The organism is Umezawaea sp. Da 62-37 (assembly GCF_032460545.1).
Lineage (GTDB): Bacteria > Actinomycetota > Actinomycetes > Mycobacteriales > Pseudonocardiaceae > Umezawaea.
The window spans coordinates 8,359,557-8,372,537 of the sequence record NZ_CP135965.1 but is presented as its reverse complement, the minus strand read 5'-3'; the positions used below and the strand labels follow the sequence as shown (position 1 = coordinate 8,372,537).

General features: G+C 68.7%; 12 protein-coding genes. 5 read left to right on the top strand and 7 right to left on the bottom strand.

The window, feature by feature from the left end; translation table 11 throughout:
* Positions 1-45: 45 nt before the first annotated feature.
* A complete protein-coding gene (locus RM788_RS38705; protein WP_315924534.1) occupies positions 46-840 on the top strand; it encodes a carbon-nitrogen hydrolase family protein in 795 nt (264 codons plus the stop codon).
* A 34-nt stretch (positions 841-874) separates the two neighbouring features.
* Positions 875-2,560, top strand: a complete 1,686-nt coding sequence (locus RM788_RS38700; RefSeq protein WP_315924532.1) for a flavin monoamine oxidase family protein — start codon at positions 875-877, stop codon at positions 2,558-2,560.
* 186 nt (positions 2,561-2,746) lie between these two features.
* Here the strand turns inward: RM788_RS38700 and RM788_RS38695 are convergent, their stop codons facing one another.
* The 4 genes from RM788_RS38695 to RM788_RS38680 all read right to left on the bottom strand — a co-directional run bounded on the left by RM788_RS38695 (position 2,747) and on the right by RM788_RS38680 (position 6,867).
* Positions 2,747-4,207: a UbiD family decarboxylase gene (locus tag RM788_RS38695; RefSeq protein ID WP_315924530.1), complete on the bottom strand. Its 1,461-nt coding sequence runs from the start codon at positions 4,205-4,207 to the stop codon at positions 2,747-2,749.
* Complete coding sequence (locus RM788_RS38690) at positions 4,191-4,802, bottom strand: non-oxidative hydroxyarylic acid decarboxylases subunit B (RefSeq protein WP_315924528.1); 612 nt, start codon at positions 4,800-4,802, stop codon at positions 4,191-4,193. Before RM788_RS38690 ends, RM788_RS38695 begins: the two co-directional genes overlap by 17 nt.
* 33 nt (positions 4,803-4,835) lie before the next feature.
* Entirely contained in the window at positions 4,836-5,882 is a 1,047-nt protein-coding gene (locus RM788_RS38685; protein WP_315924526.1) for an ABC transporter permease, read from the bottom strand.
* Between the two features lie 73 nt (positions 5,883-5,955).
* Positions 5,956-6,867 (bottom strand): ABC transporter ATP-binding protein, encoded by a 912-nt coding sequence (locus RM788_RS38680; RefSeq protein ID WP_315924524.1) that lies wholly within the window; start codon positions 6,865-6,867, stop codon positions 5,956-5,958.
* Positions 6,868-7,024: 157 nt separating this feature from the next.
* Between RM788_RS38680 and RM788_RS38675 the strand changes: the two genes are divergently transcribed.
* Positions 7,025-7,846, top strand: a complete 822-nt coding sequence (locus RM788_RS38675; RefSeq protein WP_315924522.1) for a siderophore-interacting protein — start codon at positions 7,025-7,027, stop codon at positions 7,844-7,846.
* A gap of 147 nt (positions 7,847-7,993) precedes the next feature.
* Positions 7,994-8,473 carry a MarR family winged helix-turn-helix transcriptional regulator gene (locus RM788_RS38670; RefSeq protein WP_315924520.1) on the top strand — a complete coding sequence of 160 codons (480 nt, stop codon included), beginning with the start codon at positions 7,994-7,996 and terminating at the stop codon, positions 8,471-8,473.
* A 467-nt stretch (positions 8,474-8,940) separates the two neighbouring features.
* On the opposite strand, the gene RM788_RS38665 is transcribed toward RM788_RS38670, so the two are convergent.
* The gene (locus tag RM788_RS38665; protein WP_315924518.1) at positions 8,941-9,297 is read right to left on the bottom strand and encodes a histone-like nucleoid-structuring protein Lsr2; all 357 of its coding nucleotides are present in this window, start codon (positions 9,295-9,297) and stop codon (positions 8,941-8,943) included.
* Between the two features lie 1,371 nt (positions 9,298-10,668).
* Here RM788_RS38665 and RM788_RS38660 point away from each other — a divergent pair.
* Positions 10,669-11,361: a hypothetical protein gene (locus tag RM788_RS38660; RefSeq protein ID WP_315924516.1), complete on the top strand. Its 693-nt coding sequence runs from the start codon at positions 10,669-10,671 to the stop codon at positions 11,359-11,361.
* A gap of 137 nt (positions 11,362-11,498) precedes the next feature.
* Here RM788_RS38660 and RM788_RS38655 read toward each other — a convergent pair whose 3' ends face one another.
* Together RM788_RS38655 and RM788_RS38650 are read right to left on the bottom strand one after the other, a co-directional pair.
* A complete protein-coding gene (locus tag RM788_RS38655; RefSeq protein WP_315924514.1) occupies positions 11,499-12,224 on the bottom strand; it encodes a fibronectin type III domain-containing protein in 726 nt (241 codons plus the stop codon).
* 78 nt (positions 12,225-12,302) lie between these two features.
* Complete coding sequence (locus RM788_RS38650) at positions 12,303-12,860, bottom strand: hypothetical protein (protein ID WP_315924512.1); 558 nt, start codon at positions 12,858-12,860, stop codon at positions 12,303-12,305.
* Between the last annotated feature and the right edge of the window lie 121 nt (positions 12,861-12,981).

Sequence of the window (12,981 nt, the reverse complement as noted above, 5' to 3'; positions counted from 1 at the left end):
CAACCCGCCGCTCGCGAACAGCAGGCGGAGTTAGGACCGACGCGCATGAGGATCGCTTGCTGGCAGACGGTCGCTGGTGGTGAGCCGCCGCGCACGCGGCTCCGGGCCGCGGCCCGGAGCGCGGCCGAAGCCGGTGCCCGGCTGCTGATCACGCCCGAGATCTCCCTGACCGGTTACCACCTCGGCCCGCGCCGCCTGCGCGAACTGGCCGAACCCGACGACGGGCCGATGTGCGAGGAAGCCTCCGACATCGCCGCGGAAACCGGTGTCGCCATCGTCTTCGGCTGGCCGGAGGCCTCGGGCGGCAGCGTCTACAACACCGTCCGCCTGGTCGACGGCACCGGGCGGGCGCTGGCGACCTACCGCAAGACCCACCTGTTCGGCGACATCGACCGCGCGATCTTCGAACCGGGGGACGTGGGCGTCGTCCAGGCCGAACTCGACGGCTTCACCGTCGGGATGGTCATCTGCTACGACGTCGAGTTCCCGGAAACGGTGCGCGCGCACGCCGTCGCGGGCACCCAGCTGCTGGTCGTGCCGACCGCGCTGATGAAGCCGTGGGACATCGTGGCCCGGACCCTGGTGCACACCCGCGCGCTGGAGAGCCAGCTCTACATCGCCTACGTCAACTGGGCGGGCGTCGAACGGGAACTCGAGTACTGCGGCCTCACCCGCGTCGTCGGCCCCTCCGGCCACGCGCTGCACGAGGACGTGCACGGCGAGCAGCTCGTGCTGGCCGACCTCGACGCCACCCGGATCACGAAGGCCAAGCAGGTCAACGACTACCTGGCCGATCGGCGACCCGAGCTCTTCGGACCCCCTTCCACCGAATCCGCCTGATCCCAGGCCTCCACCGCCACACGGGGTAGCGCACATGGACCAAGACAGCCCGATCGACGACCTCCGCGGCCTGCGGGCCCCGGTCACGATGTTCGGCCCGGACTTCCCGTTCGCCTACGACGACTGGCTCACCCACCCCGCGGGTCTCGGCGCGGTGCCCGCCTCGGCGCACGGCACCGAGGTCGCCGTGGTCGGCGGTGGCATCGCCGGGCTGGTCGCGGCCTACGAGCTGATGAAGCTCGGGCTGCGCCCGGTGGTGTACGAGGCCGAGCAGCTCGGCGGCCGGATGCGGTCGGTGCCGTTCCGGGAGCACCCGGAGTCGGTCGCGGAGATGGGCGCCATGCGCTTCCCCGTCGCCGCGACGACGTTGTTCCACTACATCGACAAGGTGGGCCTGAAGACCACGCCGTTCCCCAACCCGCTGTCCACCGACACGCCGAGCACGGTGGTGGACCTCAAGGGCGTCAGCCACTTCGCGCACACGATGACCGACCTGCCGATGATCTACCAGCAGGTCGCCGACGCGTGGGACAAGGCGCTCCAGGAGACCGCGGAGGTGTCCGCGATGGAGGACGCGGTCCGCAGCCGGGACGTCGCGACGATCAAGGCGATCTGGAACCGCCTCGTGCCGCGGCTGGACGACGTGTCGTTCTACGGCTTCCTCACCGCCTCGCCCGCGTTCGCCTCGTTCCAGCACCGGGAGATCTTCGGCCAGGTCGGTTTCGGCACCGGCGGCTGGGACACCGATTTCCCCAACTCCATGCTGGAGATCCTGCGCGTCGTCCACAACGGCGCGGACGTCGACCAGCGGCGGATCACCGGCGGCAGCCAGCAGTTGCCGACCAGGCTGTGGACGCACGAGCCGGAGTTCCTCGACCACTGGCCGGAGGGCACGACGCTGGCGTCGCTGCACACCGGCGGCGTGCCGAAGAACGCGGTCAAGTGGATGCGCCGCACCGCGCACGGCATCACCGTCGAGGACGTCGACCACGGCATCCGCACCTACCCCGCGGCCGTGTTCACCGCGCAGAGCTGGGCGCTGCTGGCGAAGGTGAAGTGCGACGAGGCCCTGCTGCCGCAACCGCTGTGGACGGCCGTGGAGCGCACGCACTACATGGGTTCGTCGAAGCTGTTCGTGGTGACGGACCGGCCGTTCTGGTTGGACGTCGACCCGCGCACCGGCAGGCACGTCATGAGCATGACGCTCACCGACCGCATGCCGCGCGGCGTCTACCTGTTCGACGACGGGCCGGACAAGCCCGGCGTGATGTGCCTGTCCTACACCTGGAACGACGACTCGCTGAAGCTCGCGACGCTGACCCTGGAGGAACGGCTGGAGGTCGTGCTCGGCTCCCTGGCCGAGATCTACCCCGGCGTGGACATCCGCACGCACGTCATCGGCGACCCGGTGACCATCACCTGGGAGACCGAGCCGCACTTCATGGGCGCGTTCAAGTCGAACCTGCCGGGGCACTACCGCTACCAGCGCAAGCTGTACACGCACTTCATGCAGGACGACCTGACCGACGCCCAGCGCGGGCTCTTCCTGGCGGGCGACGACATCTCGTGGTGCGGCGGCTTCGCCGAGGGCGCCGTCACGACTGCGCTCAACGCGGTGTGGGGGGTCCTGCACCACCTCGGGGGACGCACTCATCGCGGCAATCCCGGTCCCGGAGACGTCTTCAGCGAGATCGCCCCCCTGGAGCTACCGGAGTTCTGAGTGAGTCCCATCACTCCCAACCCTGTCGACGGAGCCCCCGAGCCGCAATGCGGCACGGGGGCTCCGGTGCAACTCTGCACGCTTGTACACGTGGCGATTCACTTTTCGACAGGCCCCAGGACCGCGGGAGGGGCGTGTCCGGGGTGGACACCCCGGACACGCCCCGTCAGGTCGTCAGAAGCGCTCTCAGACCCAGTTGTCGACCACGTGCCGTTGCAGCTCGACCGGGTAGGAGGCCGCGAACGACGTGTGCGCCATCCGCTCCCCGATCGGGGGCAGCAGGCCGTCGAACACGACCCTGGGACCCCAGCCGCGCTTGTACTCGATGTCGGTGTGGCTCACGAAGAGCGGCAGCACCACGCTGTCCATCTGCACCCGCTTGGACACGGGGTGGATGCGGGTGGCGATCGCCCAGGTGACCTCGGCGAGGTCGGTCGGGTCGATGTCGTCGTCGAGCAGGAAGATCTGCGGGAAGTACAGGCCCGCCTTGTTCCAGAACAGCGTCTGCCCGATGTACTGCGCGAGCGTGTCGCTGGTCGTGTCGGGGGCCATCATGTCGCGCCAGTCGTGCGGCACCGTCACCACGAGCCACATGCCCGCGGAGTCCATCGGGGACCACACGGTGCTGACCGGCAGCTGCACCTCGCGCAGCCGGGCGAGGCACTGGCTCGCGGCGCCGACGCAGGTGACGGTGTGGTACTCGTCCGGCGGGCGGCCCTCGGCGACCAGCGGCCAGATCGGGTCGTTCCGGTGGGTGATGGCCTCGACGTGGAACGTGGGCTGCTTGGTGACGTCCATCGGGTGGTAGCCCGCGGCCTCGCCGAACGGGCCCTCCAGCGCGTCGCGCTCGATGGACACGTGCCCCTCGATCACGACCTCGGCCGTGGCGGGCACCAGCAGGTCGACGGTCTGCGCCTTGACCAGCTCGACGGGCTCGCCCACCAGCGCGCCCAGGTACCCGGCGTCGAACGCGCCGTCGGGCAGCGGGAAACCCGACACGTAGGGGATTCCGGGCTCCGCGCCCTGCACCAGCGCGTAGGGCATCGGCTTGCCGATCTCCACCCACTGGTTCCAGACGTGCCCGATGTGCTGGCCGTCGGCGACGAGGCCCGTCATGCGCTTGCCGTCGATCTTCATCACCCGCGCGATGGACCAGTTCGTCCACTCCCCGTCCGGGGTCCGCACGATCAGGGCGCCCCAGGTGTTCGCGTACCGGCCGCCGTCCTTCTCGTGCACGATCGGGATCGGGAACGAGTCGAGGGTGGCGTCGTCGCCGAGGAGGACGTTCTCCTGGCACGGCCCGCTCTCGACGATCACCGGCGGGATCGGTTCGCGCGTCTGGGCTTCCGCCAGCGCGTCGACGATCTGCTGCCCCGTGCTGTCGGGCTGCAGACCCAGCGACAGCGCGATCCTGGCGTACGGCATGTCCTCGCGCGACGACATCGCGGCGGGCGCGCCGAGGATGCGGAAGCCCTCGCGGGCTCCCCTGATGTTGGTGAACAGCGGTGCGGGCGAACGGATCTCGTAGCTCCGCCTCGTGATCGCGGCGGGCTCCATGTCGCCGTCGACCTCGCGGTCGATCGTCACCAGGTCCCCGATGTCGTCCAGCGCCTCGAGGTAGCCGCGCAGGTCAGTGAAGTGCTTCATCGCCGTTCTCCTTCCGGTGCTGGCGTGCTGCCTTCCCGCCGTCCCACCGAGTCGTGAGGTCGTTGTCCACGCCGAACTGGTCGAGCACGCGACTGGTCACGTGGTCGACGATGTCCGGCACACCCCTGGGGTGGTTGTAGAAGGCGGGCATCGGGGGCAACATGACGACGCCCATCCTGGCCAGCACCAGCATGTTCTCGAGGTGGATCTCGCTGAGCGGGGTCTCCCTCGGCACGAGCACCAGCTTGCGGCGCTCCTTGAGGGTCACGTCGGCGGCCCGCGCGATCAGGCCCTCCCCGTACCCGACCCTGATCGCGGCCAGGGTCTTCATGCTGCACGGGGCCACGACCATCCCGTCGGTGCGGAAGGAGCCGCTGGAGATGGCCGCCGCCTGGTCGTGCGAGCCGTAGACGTGGTCCGCCAACGACTGCACCTGGCGGACGGTGTAGTCGGTCTCCATCTCGATCGTGGCCCGCGCCCACTTGCTGAGCACGAGGTGCGTCTCCACACCGACCGCGCTCAACGTCTCCAGGATCCGGATGCCGATCGCGGCGCCGGTGGCACCGGTCATGCCGACGACGACGCGCCTCGGCATCCGAATCCCGTCAGCGAACGCCCGCACCGGCGATCACTTGTCCTCCCAGCGGAACGACACCGCCGCGGCGATGCTGACCACCAGGGTGAACCCGATGAGCACCGCACCGGGGAGGTACAGCGCCTCGAAGCCCTTGCCGCGCACCAGGACGTCGAGCATGCCCTCGTTCATGTGCCGCAGGGGAAGCGCGTTGGTGATGAGCTTGACCCAGTCGGGCGCCTTGTCGATCGGGAAGAAGCTGCCCGCCAGCAGCGCCATCGGCAGCACGACGAGGTTCGCCGCACCGGAGACCGAGTCCTCGGTCTTGCAGATCGCGCCCAGCAGCATGCCGACCGAGAAGAACGCGAGGGTTCCCAGGATGAGCAACGGGATCGCGAGCCACCACTGGTTGGACAGCTGGAGCCCGAACACGGGCAGGGTCGCCACCGCCACGAACAGGACCGCCTGCAGCAGCGCGATCACGACCGCGAGCAGCAGCCTGGAGGAGAGCACGGAGCCGCGGCCGACGGGGGCGAGCTGGATGCGGCGCAGGACCTGCTTGCGTCGCCACGCCACCAGGGTGAGCGCGGAGCTGAACACCGCGGCGGTGGACACGCCCCAGGAGAGGATGCCGGGGGTGAGGTACTGGATCGGCGCGAAAGCCGTCTCCTCGATGGGTTTCTGCCGCACCGCGTACTTCGGCGGGGTCGTGCCCGCGCCGAGGTTCGCGCTCGCGATCGCGTCGGAGATCTTGGCCAGCGCGGGCCCCGTCTCGGCGCGGTCGCCGTTGGCGTAGCGGACGTCGATCGTGTCGCCCTGCGACACGACGATCGCCGCCACCTTGCCGTCGCGCAGCATGTCGATGGCGTTGCCGGACTCCGCGATCCGCTGGATGTTGACGCCCTCGGAGTTCTGCAGCGCGGCGACGACGCGGCTGTCGCCGACCACCGCGATCTCGACGTTGCTGTTCAGCTTCACACCTGAGAGCAGGGCGAACACGACGAGGAACATCAAGGGGAACATGAAGGTGAAGAAGAGTGCTGCCTTGTCCCGGATCGAGGCCTTGAACATGGCCACGGACAGGCTGGTAAAGGCGTTCATGTCGCCGTCTCCGCTCGAAGTGCTGACGACGTCCGGGGCGCGAGCACCGTTGCGACGCCAGGGGTTTGGTGGGTCACTCGCGGTACGCGCGGCCGGTCAGGTGCAGGAAGACGTCCTCCAGGGTCGCCGTCCGCACCTGCGCTTTGTTCAACGCGTCGAGCTCCCCCAGCGCCTTGATGGTGAGTCCCGCGTCGTTGGTGGCGATGATGACCGAGACGCCGTCGTCGATGACCTTGTCGGCACCGGGGAGGTTCCGGGCGATGTCGACGGTGACCGTGCCGTGCTCGACGATGACCTGGGTCTGCGCGTCCAGCTTGCGCACCAGCCACGCCGGCGCGCCCATCGCCATGACCCGTCCCTTGTCGACGACCGCCACCCGGTCGCAGAGGATCTCGGCCTCGTCGAGGTGGTGCGTGGTGTAGACGATCGTCTTGCCGCGCGCCTGGATGGCCCGCAGCACGTCCCAGAGGTTGCGGCGCGCCTGGGGGTCCAGCGCCGCGGTCGGTTCGTCCAGGAACACGATCTCGGGGTCGTGCGCCAGCGCGCACGCGATCGAGAGGCGTTGCCGCTGCCCGCCCGAGAGGTTGTTCTCCTGCACGTCGGCCTTGTCGGTCAGGCCGACCAGTTCCAGCATGTCGACGGCGGCCGACCGGCTGACGCCGTAGAGCGATCCGAAGGTCTGCAGCTGTTCCCTGGACGTGAGCCGCTCGAAGAACGACGACGCCTGGAGCTGCACGCCCATTTTGGGCAGTAGCGCGGGATTTCGCGGCCAGGGACTCTCGCCGAGGATGCGCACGGAGCCGGAATCCGGTTTCCGCAGGCCCTCGATGATCTCCAGGGTGGTGCTCTTCCCTGCCCCGTTGGGGCCGAGAAGACCGAAGAACTCTCCTTCCGCGACGGTGAACGACACACCGTCGACGGCACGCAAGTCGCCGTAGGACTTGCGAATGTCGCTCACGACGATCGCGGGCCCGTCTGCTGTCATGCTGCGGAACGCTAGGGCTGGTTCGGTTGCGCCACAGCAGCTGAGCGCGGATCTAGGGGAACCCCTAGCACACATTCAGGGGGCCGGGACTCGGCCGCGCTACCCGATCGCCCTACTTAGGCTACCCTAATAGGGTGAACCACAACCAGGAGGTCGGATGAGCAACGCCCCTTCGAGCGACGCGCCCAAGCGGGACCGCCGCCAGGCCACCACTCTACGAGTGGTGCGGACCGAACGCGTCACCCCGCACATGATCCGCGTCGTGGCGGGAGGCCCAGGACTGCTGGACTTCCAGGGCAACGACCACACCGACGCCTACGTGAAGGTGCTGTTCCCCCTCGAGGGCGTCGACTACCCCACCCCGCTCGACATGCAGGCCATCCGCCGCGACTTCCCGCGCGACCAGTGGCCCGCCGTCCGGACCTACACCGTCCGCTACCACGACCCCGTCGCCCAGGAGCTCGCCATCGACTTCGTGCACCACGGCGACGTCGGCGTAGCGGGCCCCTGGGCCGCTTCCGTGCAGCCCGGCGCGGAGTTCTCCCTGCTCGGCCCCGGCGGCGCCTACGCACCCCTCCCGGACTCGGACTGGCACCTCCTGCTCGGCGACGCCGCGGCGCTGCCCGCCATCAGCGCCGCCGTCGAACACCTCCCCGCGGGCGCGCGCGCCACGGTCGTCGTCGAGGTCGACGGCCCCGAAGAGGAGCAGAAGATCGACAGCCCCGGCTCGGTCGACCTGCGCTGGGTCCACCGGTCCGCGGGCGATTCCCTGGTCGACGTCGTGCGCGCGCTGGAGTTCCCCGCGGGCGAGCCCCAGGCGTTCGTGCACGGCGAGGCCGCCATGGTCAAGGAACTGCGACGGCACCTGCTCGACGAGCGCGGCGTCACCAAGGACCGCCTGTCCATCTCCGGCTACTGGCGCCGCGGCCTCACCGAGGACGGCTTCCGCGAGGTCAAGGCCGCCGAGAGCGGCGCATGAGAACAAAGGTGTACCCCGAGTGTGGGGCTCGGGGTACACCGGACGTTCGGCGCGCGGGCACCACCGGTTCGGGTCGATCCGGTCACGAAAGGGCTCCACGACGCACCGTCCGGGTGATACATCAACCTACCGCGTAGCATTGGTCCCGTGAGCGACGATCCGTGGCTGAACGAGACCGAGCAGCGCGCTTGGCGCAGCTTCCTGGCGATGCAGAGGCAGTTGAGCCTGCACCTCTACCGGCACCTGCAACGCGAGTTCGGCCTGTCCTCCTCCGACTACGAGATCCTCGTGATCCTGTCGGAATCCCCCACCGGCCGCATGCGCGCGTTCGAACTGGGTGAAGTGACGGACTGGGAGAAGAGCCGCATGTCCCACCACCTCACCAGAATGGCCCAGCGCGGCCTGGTCCGCCGCGAAACCTGCCCCGATGACACCCGCTACGCCGACATCGTCCTCACCGACGAGGGCCGCACCGCCATCGACGAAGCCGCCCCCTCCCACGCCGCCAACGTCCGCGCCTGGTTCATCGAAGCAGTCGGCCCCGAAAAACTAGCCGCCCTCCAAGCCGCCTCGGACGCCGTCCTCACCACCCTCACCGAACACGACACCAAACCCACCCAGAACTGACCAGCCCACCCCGCCCCGAACACCGCACCAGCAGAACCAACACCCACCCGACGAAGCCTGGATGCCCGCCCGAAGGCGCAGCCCAGGATGCCCCATCGGCGCAGCCGCTCCCCCGCATCCGGCGCGGAGCGCCCTCCGCCCTACCGACGCGCAGCAAGGTGCCCTAGTCGGGCGAAGCCCGATGCCCTGCCGACGCGCAGCGAGGTGCCCGAGTCGGCAGAGCCGATGCTGGCGGAGCCAGACTTCCCCCTGCCCCCGATACACAGCGCCCTCCTGCCCTGCCCTAGTTTGTCAAGGCATCTTTCCCGCCTTGACAAACTAGGGCAGGGCATTGAGACAATCGCGCACACGGGGGCCGGGCTCCCCACCCCACCCCCAACACGCCGAACCCCGGACCCCAACCCCGGACCCCCAAACACGAAAGAGCCCCAGGGCCACAGCCCCGGGGCTCCCGCACACAGGTCAGCTCAGCGGTGAGCGGACTCGAACGCGTCCACGACGCTTGCCGGGATGCGACCCCGGTCCGCCAGCTCGTGCCCGTTGGCCTTCGCCCAGTCGCGGATGGCCCGCGTCTGCTCCTTGCTCCGCCCTTCACCGGCGGGCTTGCCCCCCACGACCGTGGCGGTCCCGCGCTTCGCGCGACCACCGGTACGCCGTGCGGCGGCCACAAAACTGGCCAGACCATCACGCAACTTCGCGCCGTTGGCCTCATTCAGGTCGATCTCGTAGGTAACACCATCCAGTGAAAACTGCACCGTGGAAATGTCTTCACTGCTCGTGCCGTCCAGGTCGTCGATCAGCTGGACGAGAACCTTCTGGGCCATGGGTCGAACCTCACAACGAGTCGAACGGGCGGAATGTCACGACAATACCAAACCAAACGCAGTTAATAGTCCGGTACCGGAAAAAAGTCAACGACCACACCAGCCGAAGTTTGGAGTCGCTCCAAACGTCACCCGTTCGAGCGCAACCGTTATCCCCGACGCCCACCCGCACCGCACGAGACAGCCCACCGACCCCACCACCCGACAGGCCCAACGCCACCGCGCTCCCAGATGGTGGACCACTCCCAACCCGATCCTCAAACGAACCACGCAAAAAACAGCGTCACCAAACCCTCCCACCGAAATACCGCATCCGACCTCCGAAGAACAGCGGACCACCGTCCACCGCACATTCCCAGACGCCACCCCACCCCATCAACCAATTAGCACGACAAACTACAAGCGGACCCAAGCAGAGCACCACCCGGAACAACCCCAGAACCCCACCCAACGATTTGATTCACCACACCCACCACCCCACCGAAAAACCCAAGAACAACACCAAAGGGACACCGGACAAGACCGGCGCACCACACTCCATGAAGCGCCCCACAGCCCAGCCAGCCACCACCGCACCCACCCGGACGGCAGCGACGCCCCACCTCCACCACCAACCCCTACGTGTGCGAATCCCCCCGCAGGAACCGCGAACCGCTTTGCGACACACCCTCCCGCAAGGCGCGCACACCGCCCCGACACCCACCCCTGAAACCCTCGACCACACAACCGATTCGCGACCAACCCCCATCCGCACCACGACACGAAAACCCCCGCACGACGAATTCCACCCTCCACCACGCAACATCGGAACAATCACCGAACGACAGCCCCACAACATTCCGAACACCCCGCACCACCCCCACTTCCCACGAATCCCCTCGACGCGGACATGAATCCCCATCCTCCTGCCCACCAACCGCATCCACACCGCCGGACACGAATACCGGCACCCCACCCCGACCGGCCGAACCACCCGCCTTTTCCACAGCCGGAACACAGGCATCTCCAGCCCCTCGCGCACCTATCAGCTCCCCCACCCACCGACTCGACCCCGACGGACTCGCCCCAACACCCCGGATCGACCTGGACCGACTCCGGATCGACTCCGCACGGGACGCCACCCCACCCGCGCCCACCTCACCCGAACTGCACAACGGTGGCGAGAAGAACATCCACCTCGCATATTTCAAGACGCCCGACTACGCGCCGCACACGATCGACGGCACTTCCACCACGGATGGCGAACCGCCCCCACCAGCACCTCCACCCGGATCGGCCGCACACCCGGCCGCACGACCGCCCGCACCGCCCGAAGGCCCCTCTCGGCGATCAAGAACTGTCCATCAGCGCCGCGTAGGGCAGAGTGGACGCATGGAAATGCGTCTGCCCGCCCCCGGTGAGCTGTTCGGCTTCGCGAAGTCGACCGTCGGCTGGGCGGTCGACTCCGCCGTCGCGGTCGCCGCCGTCCCCGGCCGGGTGCTGGGACTGCTGGATTCGGCCGAAACCCTGGTCACGCGGGTGGACGGCGTCGTCACCCGCGCCGACGACCTGATCCAGCGGGCGGGCGCGCTCGTCGGCGAGGTGGAGGCGGTCGTCGCGCAGGCCAGGGTGGTGTCGTCCGCGGCCCAGGTCGTGGTCGCCGACGCCCGCCGCGTCTCCACGGCCGCCGAGGCCGTCATCACCGAGGTCGTGGACGTGACCAACCAGGCCACCGGGGTCGTCGCCACCGCCGACTCCACGGCGCGCACGGCGCACGAACTGCTGGAGGCCTACTCCCCGCTGGTCCGCAGGGCCATGCCGCTGCTGAAGCGGTTCGTCGACGAGCTGTCGCCGCAGGAGATCGAGGCCGCCATCAAGCTGGTCGACCAGCTCCCGGTCCTGACCGAGCACATCATCTCGGACGTCCTGCCGATCCTCGTCACGCTCGACAAGGTCGGCCCCGACATCCACCAGCTCCTGGAAGTCACGAACGACGTGCGCCAGGCGATCCTCGGTATTCCAGGATTCAACTTCCTGCGCAAGCGCGGTGAGGAGAAGGAGCCGGAGAACGGCGCCGTCGAATGATCTTGCCGCCCCGCGGTCGGTTCTCGGCGGCGCTCACCGGCGGTTCGCGAATCGGCGGCTTCCACGAAACGGCACACCCGATTCGCATGTTCCGGAACATCCGTTCGACATGATCCGGAGCGACGTGATCGGGGTTGTCAGCGGGCGTCCGGATCCGCACCGGATTTCACGGTCGCCACGTTCGACGTCGCGCCCCAGTAGAACGCGCGGACGCGGTAGGTGGCGGACTTCTCCTCCGGCAGCGTGATGAGACCGGCGGAGTTGGTGTTCGGGTCCAGCACCACCGCGGCCTTGTAGTCGGCGGCACCGGCCGCCTTGACCTCCAGCAGGAACCCGTCCTCGTCCGACGCGCGGTCCGTCCAGGTGAACCGGATCCCGTTGGCGTGCATGACCGTCGCCCGGAGATCGGTCGGAGCGCCGTCGGCGGACGCGCGGATCGACGCGGTGCGCACGGCGGGGCCGGGAACGGTCGTGGGGACCATCCACTGGTGGTCGGTCGCCTGCGTGGCGTCGTCCAGTTCGCCAGGGGGCAGCGTGATGTCGCGATTCTCGGTCGCGGGTCCGAAATAGGTCCTCACCCGGTAGAAGAACGTGGTGTCGGGAATGAGGTCCGGGTGCCGGTACGAGTCGCGGGACGGCGGCGCGAACTCCAGCGTGGTGAACTCGCCACCGGGTTCGGTGGCGAATTCGACGGCGTGGCCCGCGGCGCTCGGATCGTTCTCGTGCCACGTGACGGTGGCGTTCAGCGGTGAATCCAGGGTCGCGGTCACCTCGGCCGCGGAATGCGATCCGGGCGATTCCGCCGAACACGCCGCCAGCGCGCAGGCGAACAGCAGCGCGGGCAGGATCTGGAATTTCGTCACGGGCGGCCCAGGTGGGTGAGGAGGGGGCTCTGCCGCCCCGCCGGTGCGGGCACGACGGGACGGCAGGGCTCTGGGGACCTACAGGTGCCAGAACTTGACGCCGCTCCACACGACGGTGGCCGGGCCCTGACCGCTGCTCGTCCGGTACGCCCCGAACTTGTCGTAGAAGTTCCCGCCCGGGCTGGAGGTCGTGTACTTCAACGAGCCGTTGATGTACGTCTTGTGACTGCTCCCGATGCGGTGCACCGTGTTGACCCGCACCGATGTGCCGACGGTGGCGCCGGACGCGATCGTCGTGCCGCCCTCCACCGCGTAGAGCCTGCCGCCGCGCTCGACCGCGAGCATGTAGTACGGGCCGGGCTCGGAGTCGTTGAACGTCTGCTTCAGGCTGATCCGGGTGCCCGCCAGGCTGGTCACCTTGAACGTGCCCTCGAACTGGCGGGCCGCGCTGCCGGAGTAGTTGGCGTAGCGCCGTTCGGCCCGCTGGTCACCGCTGGCCGTGGAGCAGGTCAGCTTGAACGTCAGGCCGCTGGCGGTGCCGCAGCCCCTTTCCTGGAGCGTGTACGAAGGCGAGTAGGAGATCCAGCTCCCCGACTCGACCTGCGCTTGTGCGCTGGGCGCACCGACAACTCCCATTCCGGCGAGTGCGGCCGCCGCGAGTGCGAGTACGCGCACCCGAGAACGCAGTCGTGACATCTTCGTCCCTTCCGTGGGTCGCGGCGGCGCCTTTGGAGAGGGCAAACGGTAGGGGTTTCGA